Source organism: Paenarthrobacter sp. CC6 (genome assembly GCF_040560085.1).
Lineage (GTDB): Bacteria > Actinomycetota > Actinomycetes > Actinomycetales > Micrococcaceae > Arthrobacter > Arthrobacter nicotinovorans.
The window spans coordinates 12,381-31,560 of sequence record NZ_JARDAN010000004.1 but is presented as its reverse complement, the minus strand read 5'-3'; the positions used below and the strand labels follow the sequence as shown (position 1 = coordinate 31,560).

Genomic DNA, 19,180 nt, shown 5'->3' with positions numbered 1-19,180 from the left:
TCCGTCACAAGGCCGGCGCCACCGACGGGACAGGGGCGCCCTATCCGGCGAGCATTACCTCCTCCACACGCACGGGTGACAGATCGAGGATGGGATAAGGGCGTGGATAGGGGGCGTTCACGCGTGCCGTGGTCTCTCGGGAAGGGCACCATGAGACGCCGGTGCTGTCGCCAGCTCAGGCGTCTTCAGATTCTATTGGTTCACAAAGTCAGCACCGCGGTGTCCCTGCCCGGCGGCCCTACCTCCACGACACGCAGGCGGGGGAGATCGCTGATGGGCTAGGGAGTGGGAGGTTAGGCGTTTAGTGATGAGTCAAAGCCAAGATGATGGCAGCGACGGTCGCGATGGAGAGGATCGTTAGCCCAACGTAGGCGGGCCACCTGGGTCTCGATTTATGAGGGTTGATGTCAATGTAGGGCAAGGGGCGTCCTCTCAAAGCGAAAGTGTTGATGTTTAGGGAGTTGCACGTCTTACGCGGTCATTCATGGTCTTGTGGTGGCGACACGCCCCTGTTGGGCAACATTTCAGTGGGACGTGTCGCCCTGGATCATCATAAGGGTACTTTTTAATAAGTTATTTATGTTTCATACATGGCCCAGACAAGAAGTGGCTTGGATTCCGAGAGCATGAAGCTCAAGGCATAACCTCGGGAGGTGGATATCGGCACCTCCTTCACAACGTGTGGCTTAGGCATCAGTCAACGCCGACGTGGGCCAGATGCTGTCAGTGAGCAGAGGAAGAAGGGTAGATTGACAGCTGCGGACTTTACCATCCGTTACGGCGCCCTGTACGTCGCTGAGCAACTGAGGCCTTCTCCCTTCCGCACAGGAGATAACGCGGATCGCGGCTGAGTACGCGCAGCCAGCATCCCGATCCGCCATCCATTCCATGGGCGGCGGTGCGCGGCAACCAATCAATTGCATGTCAACGCAGCCCTTGATTGCGACCCGAATGCTAGGATTCAGCAGGCAGGGGTCCGCGTGATGGGCCTCAGCTGGTGTGACGTAACTAGCGGGGGCAAGGAAACCTATGGCGCTATTTTCTCTACTTCTTGGCGCTACTTGCCTGCTCTACATCCTGTGTACGAATCCGGTGCACGGTCTCGGTCGCTTTCTCGCGCCGGACACCATGGTGATCGTGACGATGTTTTCTATATTCTCAATCCGCCCCTTGTTCGAAGACCGATTCGAGATTAGAACAATCTACGGCATTGTTCCAGATGCTGCAAGTATTGATGCGGCTATTTTGGTTGGAATTGTTTTTATGACAAGTTTCACAATTGCCGTTTTCCTGAATCGCATACGACCTCAAAGCCACAAGCGACTCATTTCCCTTGATGAGCATTTGGATCGACGAGAACTCCGGATCACAGCAAGCAAGACGGTCATGACGGCACTTGCCGCATTTGCAGTGTACTTAGCTACGCTCACTATTCTGTCTGGCCCGGCAGTATTTGCCCGTCTTGCAGCCGGTCGGTCTTCCGATGCAGGTTTGGGAGGAGTGCCTGAAATTGTTATGATTTTGCCGATGGCAGGATCGATCTGTGCTGCTCTATTCATCCTCAGTCGTCGGAAGAATGCCATCACCCGCAAAGAGTGGCTCATTTTGTCCGCAGCACCACTCATCTCGGTAATGGCACTGTCACAGCTAGGCAACCGTAGATTTTTGATCCCTGCGATTTTGATTCCCGTCGTGGTGGCTCTCATTCGCAAACCTGTCAGGGTGAAGTTCAGCCACATAGCAGCGGCGATTGTAGCGTTCCTCATGCTTGCGATTATCCCCATGGTTAGATCTGCCGGGGCCAGAATCAAAGGAGAAGGGCTGCTCGAGGCTTCCTGGAGGTATTTTCAGTCGGAAGGGCTCCAGGGCGTTCTTACACCCGTGTTTGCTTCGTACGACACGGAAATGCTTGACTACATCGCCATAATTTCGCATCCGCTCGGTAACGCCATACCGTATGGCTTTGGACGTGGAACGGTTCTTGAGTTCCTTCTCCGCCCACTGCCGTCGGGAATATCGGGCGAGCCGGCTTACTCAGACGTAGTTCTGACAGCTGTTTGGGGCGGCGGCTGCGGTACCCCTGTCTGTCCAGTAGCTTCGACTGCTGGGGTGCTTTACTTTGAGGGTGGCTTGGCCTTCGTTGCATTTGGCGCATTTCTCTTCGGAATTCTCGCGGCAAGGCTGACTAACGCGTGGAAGTATAACCAGCATGTGAGTACGATAAAGTTGACCACTGTGTCCGTTGCTTCGGCTTTCGCCTTGGTAGCAACGCGAACCAATACGGTTCACGCCATCTGGTGGTCCCTTTATGCGGTCTTCCTCTGCATGTTCATGTACTGGTTCTTTTCTCGACCACTCAAAATTCATCACAAAGGAAGCCGTGGAAACACTTTGGCCGTCGTAGTTAAAGACGGAATCAAAATCTAATTTACGGGTCTCGGTCTGGCTTTGTCTGTCCAGGAAGGCTGGCCCTAGAGTGCAAGAATAGTGATGAGGAGCTATGGCCCGACGGATTCATCCGAGAAGTGGTCGTCGACCAGCTTAAGGTGGAGATCGTCACAACATTTGGACACTTCTCAGGCACGAAGCTGCATGGTCTCAATTATTCTGGCTACAACTCATCTTGGATTGCAGCTACTGTGCGCATAAGTCCTTACCAACAGGCTAGAACGGTGGAGGATCTGAGCTCTGGTGGCCATTGTTGATGCGAGCCGAGATGAGAGCCGTCAGAGTTTCATTGGCGAGGGAAAGATGATTGTCCTACCTGATGTAGGGATCGCTTCTGCGCCCAATCTTCCGCGCCGGTATTCCTGCCCAGATCTCATTTTCGCCTGTCGATTCAGAGAGCACAGCGTTTGCAGCGACAATTGTCCCTCGACCTACCCTTAGCGTTCCGGATTTGCACAGCAATTTTGCGCCTGCGCAGAGTACGGCACCGTCGCCAATGGAGAATCCTCTCATACGGCTCTCCGATATGGGTTTCCAAGCATCGGCTCGCCCTAGGGTTACACCGTGGAACACTGTGACGTCTCGGCCAATGACAGTGTTTGGATGTATCACGGTCCCGAACCCTCGGTGCAAAAGCCTGAAGTTGTCGCCAATTTCCGTGCCATGCGAAATTTCGAGGCCATTTAGGGCCAGCAAACGGCGGATAAGCGCAAAGTGACGTATCTTGACAAGGCGATTGACAACATCCATACCATGAATTTTACAGGGTATGGAGACTTCGGCGCCATGGAGGTTACGTGGGCTCAGAGGGCGACATGGCTATTATCTAGCCGGTCATCGAGCCAAATGCCTGCTGCGCTCTCCTGGTGCTCACAGAGATCCCTAGATGTCGACCAGTAGTTCCAGGTCGGGGGGTGGATGAGTCGTTGTCATTGAAATCTGGGCTCTCAGTAGGACGCTACTCTGCCCATGCCGCTGTGGTAAATCGGGCCGGCTGTGTTCCTTGCAGCGTAAGCACGGATGGTGGTCCGACCTTTTCTTGCTGAGTTGCATCTCTTCTACTGAGCGATTTGCTAGATTTTCGTGTCGAGCCGCACGTACTTGCTGCTGAGATGAAGGCTGAAGAGTCAGCGTACCTCGGCCAGCACAGGGTTGGGAGTCTTCCGCGACATAAGACGGGCGCAAGCCACGCCAATGACAGTCCCAATGGTGTTTGTGACAATATCCATAAGACTAGAAAATCTCTCGGTCAGGAATAGGAGCTGGCCCAGCTCCATGCCTGCGGCGGCCAATAAGCCCAGACCGGTCACTCGCCACCACACTGTGGGATACAACGCCAGGCCTGCCATAAATCCGAACGGGATGAACATGGCAACGTTTGCCGCGCCCTCTACTAAGTTGTAGTCAACCCATCGGGGAGCACCGTGCGCGTGAAGGTAGTTCAGCATGGCTGTCAGCGTTCCGTAGACGGGTCTATCTATTGGTACCGGCCAATATCCGACTACTCCTAGACAAGCAACATATGCAGCCAGACCAACCCGCCACGGAGTCGAATTTCTCAAGCCAATCCTCATCTAGTTTGGACAATAGCCAGAACGCTGAGCCCTATGGATGCGCTAGCTAGCAGGCTAAGCAATGCATACAGGCGAAACGAAGGAGGCAATACTGGCCGACCTATGCGAGTGATGGCCTGGGCAGTATGCCGCCTTCGTCGTTTCCAGTGTCGCCCCATAAGACCTATGGATATCACAGACGGGATCGTCGAGGAAACTCAAAAAATAGGGTGGGTTACCAACAACACTAATGTAGTTGGCAACCCACCCTAAGATGGTACGACTCTAAATCAGACGGAAGCCTCGGTGCTCTTAGCGCGTCGACGTGCTACAACGACAGAAGCCGTTCCAGCCGCCAGTGCGCCAGCACCTACCAGTGACCAAAGAATAAGGCTCGAGTCAGCGCCGGTGTTGGCCAACGGGACGCCACCGGTGTTCGCGAGATTTGTTCCCGTTCCCGTGGTACCGCCAGTGTTAGAGAGAGCAGCCCCGCCGACGACTACAGTTACAGGGCCGACCGTTACGCCGGAAGTGTTTCCTGTGGCTGTAACGGCATAGGCGCCTGGCTCGTTGATGACGATGGAGGTCGAGAAGGCGCCATTTCCGTCAGCCACAGCAGAAATTGTTGACGGCGCAAGCGGAATGCGAGCGGCGACGGAAAGGCTTCCGGCAGACACACTGCTGCCGGAAGCCGCAGGTGCCCCCGTCGGTGTGACGGTGATGGTGATGCCCTCACCAGGCGTGAAGCCCGTGCCACTGAAGACAAAGGCCTCACCCGGTGCCACGGCCGCGTCAGAAACGGCAACGCTTGTGTTCGGTGCCGGGTAGTTGGCGTTGTTGGCTACGGCCGGAACCGCGCCGACAAGTGCGATTGAACCTGCGAGCGTAAGTGCTGCAAGAGATTTCCTCATATGTGTCCCCCCTGAGACCTTTGGTGGTGCTACGTGGTGTTGGAGATTTCCGAGACCCTACGTGACCGTAAGCGAAATCTCAGTGTGCTGCCCACATAGAACTTACCATTCAATACTCGCAAGCAGCAAAGAAAATCCACACCCGTTACAAAGGTTTAACTTGTCTGTCTTTTGTTATCCACAAACTGCCCCTCCGGGTGTCAGGATCACGTCCTTTGTCTGTTGGATCGTGGGCGTTACAACCAAGTCAGGTTGAGCATGTTGCACAATATGACCGAAGTTGAAATCCAACGTCGCACTTTCTCCAGGGGCCAGCTGGATAGTGGATGTCCCAACTGCTCGCTGACTGTGTCGCTGCGCAGCAAACGGGATTTTCACACCATCCTTGACAACTGTGTCAATATTTGACATGGAAGGACCGTAAACCACCACGTTCGTCTGCACGGATCCGGCCGGTACCCCAAACGCTCCTCCGCCTGTCACATACTGGGGTAGAGAACTGCTCGCATCTGCGGGAGCTGTGTTAGTGCTGACGACTCTAATGACGATTTCTCGATATCCATCTCGGGTGCAATCCTTGACCACTTGGGCGCTGCGCTTCACCCAATAGTCCATCTTTGCCCCCGTTCCGTCATTGAAGTAGATGCCGAACTGCGTTGGTGTGACGTTTGGTCCTGAGACCAGCCCCCCCATTGGGTACCTGCCGATTACCGTCTGTTCCTGTGCGTTCGCAGACCAGAGGAGGATTCGTCGGTCTTCGACGCCTCTGGAAATTGCCTCCATGAGTTTTTTGGGATCTGATTTTCCTGAAGACAAAGCAGCAAATATTTCGTGCGCAGCGCCGGCAAAGTAGGCGTCTTGGAGCTTTGGCTCCTCGATCTTGGCATAGGCATCCGACAGCAGCGTTTGAACAACATTCTTGCTATCTAGCCTGTTCGGAAGGCTGCTTCCAATCCTTTGAACCACAGGGTCCGTGATCTGCACAGGGCCGGTAGCGTCCAAGATGTAACTGAGTGCAATGGGATCCAGAGAGAGTACACCGCTTAGCCGCTCACCAGTAGCTTTCTCCCACATTGCTTGTGCCGTACTAGCCGTTGTTTCGAAGTCCGGAGTTAGATTGACGTCTTGCATGAACTTGCCCACGCGGGCGGTGTAGATTGCCTGTTCTTCCGGATCAATTGGCACCGGCGGTACGAACGCACCCAATGCCGAGGCGCTGGTTTGAGACTCCAGGGTAATTTTGCCCTTTGTAACGTTGAGCACAGCCAAAGCACCCGGAATCCCACCTGTCGCCCGTGACTCAGCATTGTTTTGCATCAACAGCAAGTAGCGTCGCGGCGCTTCTTCTCCGAGCATCGCCGGGGCCAAGCTTGCCGCGTCGGCGGCCGAAGATAGACCTGAACTGAGATCCCTCAATTCTCCACGAGCGGCAACAAGGGGTTCTGCGATCTGCGGGAGCAGTCCTTCAACCCCAATATTGTTAAGCCGATTAGCGGTTTCCTCGACCGCGTGGGCAGCCGCTGCTACCTGAGGAGCAGCCTTCCTTAGCGGTTCAAGGTCAGAGCCGGTTTGGCCCGGTGCGAGAGACTTCCAGTCCAGGGTCTGGAATGCTTTCACTAGCGGAACCGCACCGAGACGCGCAACGTCATCGGCGGAAGTGGCAACCTCACTTGCCGCCTGAAGATTGGGTCCGATCCAAGGCAAGACTGATGAAGCCCTCCACAACGGATCGTTGGCCGCGTCCCTGGCTACTGTGGTGTGCTGAACGAGCGTATCGACAGTTTGTGCTGCCCCAGAAGCATCGTTTGCAGCGATTTGGGACTTGAGAGACGGCACTAGGGCAGTGGCGGACTGCAATTCCGACTTAATCACTGTGGCTTTAGCGTTAAGCCAGAGGCCCAATCCGAAACACGAGACTAGTGGGACAGCTATCCATAGGGCCACCCGTAGGGCGCGTCGCCGGTTCCGACTCCTGCTGATCTGGGTGCGTCCCATGGCTATGGCCGGCCCAGGCCGCGGTATTGCCATCCCGCAGCACGCCACTTGGCGGCATCGAGAACGTTACGCCCGTCCAGGATGCGCGGTATTGCGACAATCGACTTCAACAGATAGGGATCGAGGTCCCGATACTCCTGCCATTCCGTGAGGAGCAACACCGCATCAGCTGCTTCGAGAGCTGATTCTGTGTCGAGAACATAGTGCAGTTCAGGGAAACGACGCTCCGCGTTCTCTAGGGCTTTGGGATCAGACACAGTGACAACTGCTCCCTGCAGTTGAAGCTGGGCGGCAATACTGAGCGCCGGGGAGTCTCGAACATCGTCGCTCTCTGGCTTGAATGCCGCGCCTAGCACGGTGATCCGCTTTCCAAGCAGGCCGTCGCCGCACAGCTCGCGAGTTAGTTCCACAACCCTCGAGCGACGGCGCATGTTGATTGCATCCACTTCGCGGAGAAAGGTGAGTGCTTGATCTGCACCCAACTCACCGGCCCTTGCCATGAAGGCACGTATGTCCTTCGGCAGGCAGCCGCCTCCAAATCCTATCCCTGCATTTAGGAATTTGCGGCCGATGCGATCGTCAAGACCTATGGCGTCCGCAAGCCTCGTGACGTCTGCGCCTGCGGCGTCGCAGAGCTCAGCCATAGCGTTGATGAAAGAAATTTTCGTGGCCAAAAAGGAATTAGCCGCAGTTTTAACGAGCTCTGCGGTGGGAAGATCTGTAACGAGTCTTGGTGTCCCATTTGCAAGAGGAATCGAGTAGACCTCATCGAGGATGGACACTGCAGAGTTCTCTTCCGAACCGTCGCTGATGCCGTAAACGAGCCGATCCGGACGGAGAGTATCGCTTACTGCATGACCTTCGCGCAAGAACTCTGGATTCCATACAAGCTGTGCTTTGGGTTCCTGCTCCTTTATGACAGAGGCGAGCCGAGCAGCAGTACCTACGGGAACTGTAGATTTTCCGACAACAACATCACCCGGAGCGAGATGGGGTAACAAGCCAACTACAGCTGCGTCCACGTAGGTCATGTCCGCACCGTTTTCCCCCTTCTTTTGGGGAGTTCCGACGCACACGAAGTGAACGTCGGAACCTGCAGCCGCCGCCATGTCAGTCGAAAATGTGAGACGGCCGGTTGCCTGTACCTCTTCAAGGAGTGTCTCCAAACCGGGCTCATAGAAGGGGGCTCTGGCATTCGCCAGGTCGGAGATCTTGTTCGCGTCTACGTCAATCCCGACCACTTCATGACCAAGCTTCGCCATGCATGCTGCGTGAACGGCACCCAAGTAGCCGCAGCCAATAACAGATATACGCATGTAGTTGATTCCTTCCGCAGTTATCTGCGTGATCGTGGGCTAGTAAGCGCCAGTGCTGCGAAAAACAGCACGGACTGTGCGGAGAATGATGACCAAGTCGCCTGCCAGTGACCAGTTTTCGACGTAGTAGAGGTCCAGCCGGACGGAATCCTGCCAAGAGAGGTTGGAGCGCCCACTAACCTGCCAAAGGCCGGTAAGACCAGGCTTGACCAGCAGGCGTCGCCGGACGTCGTTCTCATAAGCCTCTACTTCTCGCGGCAAGGGGGGACGTGGGCCGACTAGACTCATCGAACCAGCCAAGATATTGAACAACTGGGGTAATTCGTCCAAGCTGTATTTGCGAAGGACGCCGCCGACGCGCGTTATGCGGGGATCATCTTTGATCTTGAATAGCAATCCGTTGCCCTCGTTTCGCTGTTGCAGTTCGGCTAGGCGAGCTTCAGCGTCAACATCCATTGACCGGAACTTCAGCATCTGAAAGTGCTTGCCTTCGATGCCTACGCGGTCCTGTCTGAACAACACAGGTCCCTTGCTGTCAATCTTCACCAGCGCTGCAAGCACAAGCATTGGCGCGGCCGCGAGAACAAGCAGAATCCCAGATACGCATATGTCGAAAAGCCGTTTTGCAACACGTTGTCCGCCTTCGAGTGTGGGCGTCGTCACATGGATTAGGGGTAACCCCGCTACCTGTTGTGTATGGATTCGAGGTCCCGCAATATCCGTAAGTGCCGGCGCCATGATGAGGCCGATGTTGCGGGCTGCCAATTCCCAGCCAAGATGACGAATGGTTTGTGGATGGAGCTGAACCCCAGCCGAGACCGCAACAGCGTCGGCATTGCATCGATCTATTGCGGCTAAAACTGACCCAGTGTCCGGTTGGTAACCGAGAATCGGTAGCCCTGACTCCTGTTCGATGCTTGGAGTGTCAACGACGCCAGGAGTGTAGGCGGCAACGGGTAGATAACCGGAATGTTTTGCCCGGTGCAGCGAAGACGCCAAGTGGGCTACCGCGCTCGGGCCCCCCACGAGAAGAAGCCGGGACATGCTGTGACCTTTTTGCCTCGCCACGCTGAGATGCTGGCGTAGCAGCCACCGAGCAAGAAGCAGACCTACCAAACCAACAGGTAAGGCTATCCCTACATAACCCCGAGCAGTCTCAATTCTCAGTGAATAGGAAATGATTGCGACGAGGCCAAAGAGCCAAAGTGAGGCTGCAGCTACACGCTTATACTCGTCAGGTCCGGCGCCTAAAATGCGACTTTGTCGGCTGTTCCACGCACCCAGCATGAACCACCAAACGACAGCAAGGGCAATGGAAACCCAGACGTAGTTCGGCTCCTGCCCCGAAATCACAAAGTCAGGTTCGACGCCGAAGCGAATAACATACGCGCCAACGACAGCCCACACAATGACGAAAGCGTCCACGACCCTGAGCCTCCTGGACGCCCGTACTTGCCATGCTTTGTCGCGACTCAAAGAGTCCCCCCACTTTCGGTATCCGGAGTCATAAACCCAGCGACGTTTAGCTGCGGACTTGCCCGTGCTTTGAACGGTACCAAGCCACAGTGGATTGGATGCCCTCTTCGAGTTCGATGGATGCCTTCCATCCCGCTTTGGCAAGATTGGACACGTCGAGGAGCTTCTGAGGAGTTCCGTCCGGCTTGGAGGTATCCCATTCAATATCGCCCTTGTAACTGACTGCGTCGGCGACAATTTCGGCGAGTTCCTTGATCGTCACGTCGGATCCGGTTCCAACGTTGACTTGCTCAGGGCCATCGTAGTTTTCCATCAGATGAAGGCAGGCGGACGCCATGTCGTCAACGTGCATGAATTCACGACGAGGTGAACCGGAGCCCCAGTTTGTGACGCTGGGTATGCCATTGGCGACAGCCTCATCGTAGCGACGAATGAGTGCCGGGAGAACATGTGACCCATTGGGAGAGAAGTTGTCTTCTGGTCCGTATAGGTTGGTGGGCATGGCAGATATCCATGGCAAGCCGTATTGCCGGCGGATTGCCTGAACGTGCATGATTCCTGCGATCTTTGCTATTGCATATGCATCGTTGGTCGGCTCCAAGTGCCCCGTTAGAAGTGAATCTTCACGGATCGGTTGATCGGCAAACTTTGGATAGATGCAAGATGATCCCAAGAAGAGCAGCCGCTCTGTTCCATGTTCCCGCGCGGCATCGAGCACGTTTACTTGAATTCGCAGATTATCGCTGAGGAAGTCGACAGGGTAGGTACTGTTGGCCAGAATACCGCCGACTTTTGCTGCGGCCAGCGCCACGTAGCGAGGTTTGTGTTTTGCGAAGAACGCAAACACTTCTTCCCGGTTTTTGAGGTCAAGCTCGGAAGAAGTTCTCCCTAGCAGACGTTCGAAGCCTTCTGACTGAAGCTTTCGCCAGATTGCCGACCCTACGAGACCACGGTGACCCGCGACGTAGAAACTTGCCTCCCGATCCAGAGCACCAGGCTGAAACTCTACGGAGTCGGTCATTAGTTCTTCCAACTCTCAAGGTCGACAGTGTCAATCCAGTGGTTGCCCGCGTGCTTGAGGGCTTCAATATCAGCATCCACCATGATCCGAGCCAATTCAGGTGTTTCGACTGTGGCCTTCCAGCCCAGCTTCTCATGAGCCTTCGAGGCGTCACCCACCAGGGCATCTACTTCGGTAGGACGAAGGTAACGCTCGTCGAACCGGACGTGTTCCTCCCAATTCAACCCTGCGTGTTCGAAGGCAATCTGCAGGAAATCACGGACTGTGTAGTTTCCGCCTGTCGCCAGGACGAAGTCGTCAGGGTCATCCACTTGAAGCATCCGCCACATACCTTCTACGTACTCAGCGGCATATCCCCAGTCGCGGACGGCGTCAAGGTTACCCATATACAGCAGATCTTGCTTTCCAGCTTTGATAGCAGCCACGGCGCGTGTGATTTTGCGAGTAACGAAGGTTTCGCCGCGGCGGGGAGACTCGTGGTTGAACAAGATTCCGTTGACCGCAAACATGCCGTAGGCCTCGCGGTAGTTTTTGGTTACCCAGTAGCTGTAGACCTTTGCAGCACCGTAGGGTGAACGCGGGTAGAAAGGCGTTTCCTCATTCTGCGGAGGCGGGGTTGCGCCGAACATCTCGGAAGATGATGCCTGATAGAACCTCGTCTCGATGCCTGACATGCGCACGGCTTCAAGCAAGCGAATGGAGCCGATACCTGTGGTGTCGCCCGTGTGCTCTGGCTCATCGAATGAAACTCGAACGTGAGACTGAGCTGCTAGGTTGTAGACCTCGTCCGGCCGGATCTCTGCGATCAAGGTAACCAAACGGGCACCATCACTTAGATCACCGTAGTGCAAGAAGAGTTTTGCGCTGGGGTCGTGCGGATCAACATAGAGATGATCTACTCGAGCCGTGTTGAACGTCGATGCCCGACGAATGAGACCGTGGACTTCATAACCCTTCTTAAGAAGAAGCTCGGCCAGGTACGACCCGTCCTGACCAGTAATTCCGGTGATTAGCGCGCGCTTTACCATGGATCCCCCCATTAGAGAATTAGTGCGTTGAAGTAGGGCGGGCCTAGCGGCTCCGTGCCGACACGATGCTCGACAGGAACTCATCATAGTGGGCGATTGCCGTGTCTTCGGACAATGTGACTTGACGAAACCTCAGGCCGTTGGCAGCCATGTCGAGTTTTTCTTGAGTTTGCTGAGAGAGCCGTTCGAGTTCCCTAACCAATTTGTCCGGGCATGCAGCGTCCACTCTGAGGCCACCCCCGGAGGCGGCGATTTCGGCAGCCGTGACGCTGCCGTCGTCCGTTGCCGCGACGACTGGTACCCCGGCGTTGAAATAGGACGTCAGTTTGCTTGGCACGGCCATGTCCTTTACTCCCGGGAGTTCGTTGACGAGCAGAAAGTCAGCCGCCGAAAGCGCTATCTGGAACTCATCACCTGGTAGGGGGTCGAGGAAGTCGATTCGATGCAAGCCGGTGGCCATTTCTTCGAGTTTTCGCCGCTGATTCCCGTCGCCCATGAGGACGAACCTGAGCCTGCTATTTGATTCTTCAGCGATCCGCGCGGCATCAACAATGTTTTCCAGTCCTTGTTTCATCCCCATATTGCCGGCGTGCAGCACAATGATGTCCTCGGGCTTCCAGGCGAGTCTCTGCCGCATCTCCTGCTGTCCACTGGTAGGGGAAGCCGGGAGATGGGTCCAGTTCCTGATCACCTTCACGCGTTCTGGCGCAACAGCGAGTGAATCAACAAGGAAGCTCTTGAATCGGTCGTGGATGGCTGCAACTCCATCGGCACCTTGCAAGATCGCCGATTCAAAAGCGCTCATTGCTTTGGCGGCCAAACTTCCACCTGCTCGAGTCTCGACTATGCCTCTGCTGTAAATGTCTTGCACCCAAAGGCCGACCGCAGGTCTGTTGGGCCTCAACTTAGTTCGGGCGATGGCCATGCCGCTTGAGAAGAGCGCTGGACTCACAACGAGGACAGCATCAGGCTTCCCCCATCGAGCGAACATCACACGTAAGCCAAAACTTAGCTCCATGTGCATTCGATTGATGATAGTTGGCTTAGTAGGGACGTAGTGACGTAGCCTCTTTACGCGGACGCCGTTTATGAGTTCCGATCGCACCCAGCCCGTGTATTCAGGGCTCCGGCGCCACATCGGATAATGTGGATAGCCGGTGACCACGGTGACGTCGTGTCCGGAAGCGGCCAGCCCCTCAGCCAAGCTCGTCGTATACGGCGCGTTGCCTGTAGGTTCAGGCGCGTAGTTGAGCCCGATGATCGTCACTCGGAGCCTGGGTTTGTTCACAGTCATAGGATATGCCGTCTTTGTCACAGATGTGTAAACAGGTCATCGTTTTCTGGGCCGGAAGTGGGCGGATTTTTGACAACACGGCACCACTGCATTAACAAGTTGTGACTCATTGGCTACAAACCTGCCAGTGTCGGCGTTCCGACAGCAAAGCTATGCTACAGAGTTCGCGGGTTCTCAGCTCCGGTGTCTATCTGAAGCATGCGAAGGACGCCGGATGTGAAGTTTGCAACCATTTCATCGATCGTCGGGAACCAGTTCGCTTCGGTGCGGGCGACAAGCGGTTGTGACACGAATTTGAGCACTGCGTCCGCGAAAGCCTCTGGCGAATTTTGGCTGGTCACGCGTGTAGTTCCCTCGCTGAGGTACTCGGACTCCGGGGCGTGAAACGGCCAATCTGTCGTGATCACTGGGAGACCCAAGACGAGCGCATCTACGGCTACTAAGCCAATTCGCCCTGGCATAACAATTCCTCTTACGTTGCGTGCTAGTAGGGCCATTTGCTTGGCAGCGACGTATCCGAGTTCAATCGCTTGACCCCTCGCAACGGCGGCGGATAGGTGATGTAAATCTGGTCCGCGACCTCCAATGAGAACCTTCAGCGATGGATCTTCAGCCCAAATGTTGTCCAACGATGCCGCTAAAAATTCGATGCGTTTGCTCGAGTCCAGCCCACCGACAAATGCGAGAGTCTTATCCGGATCGATGTTGTGCAATAAACGAAAGGCGGTCACTTCTTCTTCCGAAGTTGAGGACACCGCATCTTGCAATGCGCTTGTATCTACAGCATTCATGACAGTGGTGATCTTGCCAACTTCGATACCGTGTACGGCTGCAAAGTCATGCCCTCCGGTCGTGTAGGCAAACACCTCGTCGGCAAGCCTCATCTGCCACTTCTCAAGCCAGAGATCAAGGCTATTCCCAGGACTTACATAAGGCTTCACGTGGCCCCAGAGGCCAACTTTGAGACTTCGAGTCTTGCTGTCCAGCAACGCGAGGTACGTGTCGAGGGAAGAACCAACCAAACCGACAATGACGGCGTCCGCAGACTTCCATGCCTTACGCGACCCGCCGAGATTTATGCTTCGGTTCCCAATTCTCAGACGCTTCTGTTGCACAGGAATGACCCAGCTCGGGTTCGTGGCGTCACCCCTCTTGCTCTGCTCGCTGTCCGGTTCTGACGCAGCCACTCTGCAATCGATTCCGTGTAGCTCAAGAGAGTCAATGAGCTTTTCGAAGAAAGCAAGTCTGTAGGTTGGAACATACGGTTGAACAATCAATAACTTATAGGTGGCGACGCTCATGCGTTATCCAAACTTCTTGTACGAAGAGCCTCTTCGTAGGTTCTAATCAGGTCATTCAGGACGGGCGTCATGCCGAACTTCTCGTGAGCCAGTCGATAGGCATTCGCGCCCATTCGTAAACGACGTCTATCATCAGCCAGGATGGACTCGACGGCCGCGTTGAGCGCTTCCTGGGACTCGCCTACGACCAGGCCAGCTTCATTCTCGCGCACGGCATCTGCCAGCCCGCAACTATCGGTTATGACGACCGGCTTTCCCAGTGACATTGCTTCCAACACGGACATTGGGAACGGCTCGTTGACGGAGGGCAGTACATACACACCGGCCCTTGAAATTCGATACAGCGCGAGTTCGGGAGCTATCGCCCCTTCCCATAACAAAGCCTCGCCGCGCTCAGCAGCTTGAATAGCTGAGGCGCAGGCCTTCCCTTCACCCTCATCTGGACCGACAAGTCTGAACGTGGCATTTGGATACTTGCCTGCCAAGGTGTTCGCCATCGCCACAAAAGACAGTGGGCGCTTTCTGGGGTGCAAGCGGGCCAAGTATAGGACCTCGACCGCGCCCGAGGACTGCAACGGAATCGACGGAAGAGGGACGCCATTCTCGAGCTTCTTAAGACGGATCCTATTTCGCGATACCTCGCCCAATCCCGCCTTCTCAACTTCAGTAAGGTAAAAAACTGTGTCCGCTCCAGCCAGGGAAGGACGCGTCAGGATCGCGTCCAACGGCATCGAGAGTGGGTGTCGTGAAGCGTCGATCATTCCGTGCGTCTGGAGGACGTAGGGAATTTTTCTTAAACGGGCCCACGTCGCGGCCGGTAGAGTAATGAGATCGCGCGCAAGGTGAATGTGCGCCACGTCGGGCTTTGCGTTTCTATTTAGATACGACGACAGTCCTGGCGAGATGAGCCCTGCAAAGCCGGTTTTGGGGATTGCCTGACGAGCATGGAACAGCTTCACGGGCACGCCGTCGTATTCTGCCGGCAAGGTCTTTCCAAAGCCGCTTGCTCCAGCGAGCAATGTGACTTCGTGGCCCGCTTCCATGAGGGCTCTTGATTGATTGACGGCAACCCGTACAGGCCCACCGTAGGCAGCATCGGGCGTGACCAGGGTACATAGCTGCAGTATCTTCACGACGCTGACCGCCTTGTCGCTATTGTTGAAGGCGCAGCAAACACGCGTGCGTTCTCTGGGACATCTTTGTGAACAAGCGCCATGGCGCCCACGACAGCGTTAGCACCAACGTTCACGCCCCTTAGGACGGTCGCTCGCGCTGCGATCCAGACGCCATCTGCAATGACGATTTCTGCGTTGTCGAATTCAAACGTCGGAGAGTTTTGGTCATGACTTCCCGTGCACAGGAACGCGCCCTGAGAGATGCAGACATCGGAGCCGATGGTGATCTTCTCCAGGTTCAAAAGCCAAGCATCGACGCCAATCCACACATTGTCCGCGATAGTTAACTTCCACGGCCAATGAATTCGCACGCCGTGCCTTATCAGAACATTGTTTCCAATTGAGGCACCAAAAGTCCTGAGAATTGCCACTCGTAGTTGAGGTGGGCACCAGATGCGGTCACAGACAAGTGTAGAGACTAAAATCCAAAGGGCTTGGATGATTTTAGGTCTGCCTTTATCGTATCCGGCGCCTGTGAAACCGGCCAGATTGCGTGGGGTAGATGTCACGAGCAATGCCCATCTGAGTCGTTGAATGTTGTCACTAGCGCTGGCGTCTAGCGATTCCAGGCGCATCGGTGCTGGCTCAACAGGACACGTTCCTGTAACCGAGGATGTTGGTTGTCATCACTATCCTGCCATCTAGGTTATATAAGTCGATAGCGACGTCCGAGAGTCACAACAATCGCGGCCTGTATCACAAAGGATACTGCTGCGCCGACAGCGGCTCCAAAAGACTGAGCGCTAGATGCGCCGATTACGACGCCGACAATGCAGAGACCTGTGGTCAGTCCAGTGGTCACAGCTACGGCATGCTCATGGCCCCTTGCCATAAGAAGGGCATTGAGGATTGAGGCCACTGATCCGAACGCAAGGCCCACGACAATAATTTGCGTCGCGGGTACCATGCCTTCGTAGGCAGCTCCAAGAAAAATGGGTATCGCTATTGGGCATGAAAGAGCGATGAGCACAAACAGGGCGGATATTCCACCTATTACTACGATGACTTTTTTTCGGAACTCGGTTGGCCGATAGGTACCGCGGGAGGCCGCGGGGAGCATTACCCCTGCCAGAGAGTCTGGAAGTATGCGCAGCGGGTTGATCAGGCGAGTGCCCATCGAGTAGAAGCCGGCCTGGACCGGGCCGGCGAAGCTCGAGACCAATATCGCGTCAAGGTTGCGAGCCTGCGCGAATACTGAATTCATCCAAAAGTGGCGTGTCCGACGCATGAGTTCCCGAAACCCGATTGCTTCCGGGAATCCAAGGCTGGGAATTATCTGCCGTCTCGTGACTACGACCCCAAGAAGTGCCGAAAACATCATGCCCATGGAGAATCCCAGAATTGGGTCGACCGACAACAGAACAGCCAGCTCGAAAATCAGCACCGTCAGCAGTCTACGTGCGACGAGTATGAGTACATTCCGCTCCGCGTCGCCGTCCGCGACCAATAGGCCTAGCCAGAGGTCAGCATTTCGTTCTGCAGCTATCCAGATACATAAAGGCAGCATTAAGAAGTAGGTGGAATTGGCAAACCATCCCAAAAGAATAAGTGACACCAAGGTTAGTATGCCGAGAGTTAGCGCAAGTCGGGTTCCATATGACAGTGCCAACGGAATGCTTGGACTTCTTTTGTGGAGGGCTCGCTCGCGGATTACATATGTCGATAGTCCAGCATCGAAAACGACCTGAGGAACTGAGGCAAATGCGATGAATACCATGACGACGCCCACGGTGTCAGGGGACGAGCTTCTTGCCAACAGGACAAGGCCCGACGCTTGGACCACTGAAGCGAAAATCCTGCCCAAAGCCAGCCAGGAAACTTGGCGTGCGAATCCGCTGCGCATCTCTATCAGGTCCTTCTTATGGGTGGTCAGAGCGGATCTCATGGCCGGGAGAACGAATGCGCAGCCATGGGGATCATATTGCGCTAATCAAGACACGTGGCGGACATGCTGTGGTTTAAGCGGGGGAGGGGCGTCTTCAGGCTCTCCCAGTGTTACTTTCAACCTACGATGTTCAGGACTTGTTGATCCACCGGCGCGAATCTCTACCCGCGGACGATCGCAGGATAAGTTCGTCAAACTCGGAGGCGTCTGATCGCTGGTTTTCCGGGACGTCTGAAATGGAACTTGAGTCTGAAGCGCCATGTGTCCGCAGGTTCTTAGGGTTGCTGTCACTAGCGTTGGACTTCGATGCGTAGTTGTAGCCGCCGTACGCATAAGCGTCCGGCCCCTTGACTGGCATCCTGTTGAGTACGAATCCGAGAACCTTTGCGTCTACCAATTCAAGGGCGGCCAGAGACTTAGTAAGTTCCTGTTGTCGGGTCCGGCCGCATCCGACGACGAGGACAACTCCGCTGACGTGTTGGGCGAGGACGGCAGCATCCGTGACGGGCAGCAGCGGAGGAGCGTCAATAATCACAGTGTCGAACATTTCGCTGAGTCCAGCCAAGAGGCGTCCCATCTCGTTCGATCCCAGCAACTCACTAGGGTTGGGAGGAATTTGACCGGAGGCTAGAACGTACAGCCCTCCGTCCCCCCAGGGCTGAAGTAGGTCGCTGATATGAGCCTGACCGACGAGAGCCGTCGTGAGGCCAGCTCCGCGTTCGAGTCCCATGTATTCGCTGACCATTGGACGCCTGAGGTCTGCGTCTACGAGGCAAACGGACTGGCCTGTCTCTGCTAAGGAGATAGCCAAATTGGTTGCAGTCGTGCTCTTTCCTTCGCCAGGTAGAGAGGAGGTGACAAGGATAACTTTGGCTTGGCCAGAGACGTTGGCGAACTGCAGGTTCGTTCGTAGCTGTCGAAATGACTCGGCTCGCTGGCTCTGCGATGACTCCTGAGTCAGAAGTGGAGACGCCTGCGCGTCCTTGTGAAAAGCAATACCTCCCAATAGAGGGAGGGTTGTGGTCGCTTTGAGGTCCGCTTCACCACGAATGCGGCTGTCGGACGTAGCTCGCAGCACGGCGGCACCCAGGCCGAGAGCCAGCCCAGCCAGTAGGCCGACAATCAGGTTGAGCTTGGTATTAGGTGCCGAAGGAGATGTAGGTACTGACGCGGGCGTTATGACCGACAAACCGACTGGAGATGTCCCACCAGATTTTGGTCGTTCAAGCTGATCAACGGCCTTTACCAAACTGTCGGCCACTGCTTGGGCAAGGGCTGCAGCTTGAACAGGGGAATTGTCCGATACCGCGATGTTGATCATGACCGTGTTAAGGTCCGTGGACGCCTTTACGCGACTGCCCAATTGTTCGGCTGTGGTTTGCAGTCCAAGCGAGTCGATGACGGGCTGAAGCACTATGGGAGTAGTCACAGTCTTTACGTAGGACTGCACGCGAGCTTGGCTAAATGTGTTTCCCTGCTGCAACTCCTGTGCGGATCCTGAGTTTTGGATCGCAACGAAGAGCTGAGTCTCGGCAGTATAAGTTGGCTTCACGAGTACGGAAGCGCCAGCTCCAACCAGGAGCCCCGCGAGTGTGACTGCAACTATCAGAATCCAGTTGCGACGCAAAATGCGCAAGTAGTCGTTTATCTCCAAGCCGATCCCCCTGAATTGGTCCCTGGGACCTGCCGCGGGCGTGCCACCAGACGGCAATGTGTGTGCGAATATGGCAATTGTAGCGGTAGACGTCCATGAGCACGTTGTTGGTTTCCGCAGCTT

General features: G+C 55.4%; 13 protein-coding genes. 1 reads left to right on the top strand and 12 read right to left on the bottom strand.

Going from position 1 to position 19,180, the window contains the following annotated elements; all coding sequences use genetic code 11:
• The first annotated feature begins 1,029 nt into the window (after window positions 1-1,029).
• Window positions 1,030-2,427 (top strand): O-antigen polymerase, encoded by a 1,398-nt coding sequence (locus PV760_RS01825; RefSeq protein WP_354627015.1) that lies wholly within the window; start codon window positions 1,030-1,032, stop codon window positions 2,425-2,427.
• 1,148 nt (window positions 2,428-3,575) lie between these two features.
• On the opposite strand, the gene PV760_RS01820 is transcribed toward PV760_RS01825, so the two are convergent.
• The 12 genes from PV760_RS01820 to PV760_RS01765 all read right to left on the bottom strand — a co-directional run bounded on the left by PV760_RS01820 (window position 3,576) and on the right by PV760_RS01765 (window position 19,057).
• Window positions 3,576-3,896: a VanZ family protein gene (locus PV760_RS01820; RefSeq protein WP_354627014.1), complete on the bottom strand. Its 321-nt coding sequence runs from the start codon at window positions 3,894-3,896 to the stop codon at window positions 3,576-3,578.
• Window positions 3,897-4,291: 395 nt separating this feature from the next.
• A complete protein-coding gene (locus PV760_RS01815) occupies window positions 4,292-4,912 on the bottom strand; it encodes an LPXTG cell wall anchor domain-containing protein (protein ID WP_354627013.1) in 621 nt (206 codons plus the stop codon).
• A 174-nt stretch (window positions 4,913-5,086) separates the two neighbouring features.
• Window positions 5,087-6,814, bottom strand: a complete 1,728-nt coding sequence (locus tag PV760_RS01810) for a DUF4012 domain-containing protein (RefSeq protein WP_354627012.1) — start codon at window positions 6,812-6,814, stop codon at window positions 5,087-5,089.
• Between the two features lie 95 nt (window positions 6,815-6,909).
• Entirely contained in the window at window positions 6,910-8,223 is a 1,314-nt protein-coding gene (locus PV760_RS01805) for a UDP-glucose dehydrogenase family protein (protein WP_354627011.1), read from the bottom strand.
• Between the two features lie 39 nt (window positions 8,224-8,262).
• Complete coding sequence (locus PV760_RS01800) at window positions 8,263-9,648, bottom strand: sugar transferase (RefSeq protein WP_354627010.1); 1,386 nt, start codon at window positions 9,646-9,648, stop codon at window positions 8,263-8,265.
• A 97-nt stretch (window positions 9,649-9,745) separates the two neighbouring features.
• A complete protein-coding gene (locus PV760_RS01795; protein WP_354627009.1) occupies window positions 9,746-10,720 on the bottom strand; it encodes a GDP-L-fucose synthase family protein in 975 nt (324 codons plus the stop codon).
• Window positions 10,720-11,748, bottom strand: a complete 1,029-nt coding sequence (gene gmd / locus PV760_RS01790) for a GDP-mannose 4,6-dehydratase (RefSeq protein WP_354627008.1) — start codon at window positions 11,746-11,748, stop codon at window positions 10,720-10,722. Before gmd ends, PV760_RS01795 begins: the two co-directional genes overlap by 1 nt.
• A 43-nt stretch (window positions 11,749-11,791) precedes the next feature.
• Window positions 11,792-13,015, bottom strand: coding sequence for a glycosyltransferase family 4 protein (locus PV760_RS01785; protein WP_354627007.1), 1,224 nt, complete (start codon window positions 13,013-13,015; stop codon window positions 11,792-11,794).
• Window positions 13,016-13,197: 182 nt separating this feature from the next.
• Window positions 13,198-14,343 carry a glycosyltransferase gene (locus PV760_RS01780; protein WP_354627006.1) on the bottom strand — a complete coding sequence of 382 codons (1,146 nt, stop codon included), beginning with the start codon at window positions 14,341-14,343 and terminating at the stop codon, window positions 13,198-13,200.
• The gene (locus tag PV760_RS01775; protein WP_354627005.1) at window positions 14,340-15,476 is read right to left on the bottom strand and encodes a glycosyltransferase; all 1,137 of its coding nucleotides are present in this window, start codon (window positions 15,474-15,476) and stop codon (window positions 14,340-14,342) included. Before PV760_RS01775 ends, PV760_RS01780 begins: the two co-directional genes overlap by 4 nt.
• Window positions 15,477-16,164: 688 nt before the next feature.
• Window positions 16,165-17,361 (bottom strand): lipopolysaccharide biosynthesis protein, encoded by a 1,197-nt coding sequence (locus PV760_RS01770; protein ID WP_354627004.1) that lies wholly within the window; start codon window positions 17,359-17,361, stop codon window positions 16,165-16,167.
• Between the two features lie 172 nt (window positions 17,362-17,533).
• Window positions 17,534-19,057 (bottom strand): tyrosine-protein kinase domain-containing protein, encoded by a 1,524-nt coding sequence (locus tag PV760_RS01765; protein WP_354627003.1) that lies wholly within the window; start codon window positions 19,055-19,057, stop codon window positions 17,534-17,536.
• Window positions 19,058-19,180 lie beyond the last annotated feature (123 nt).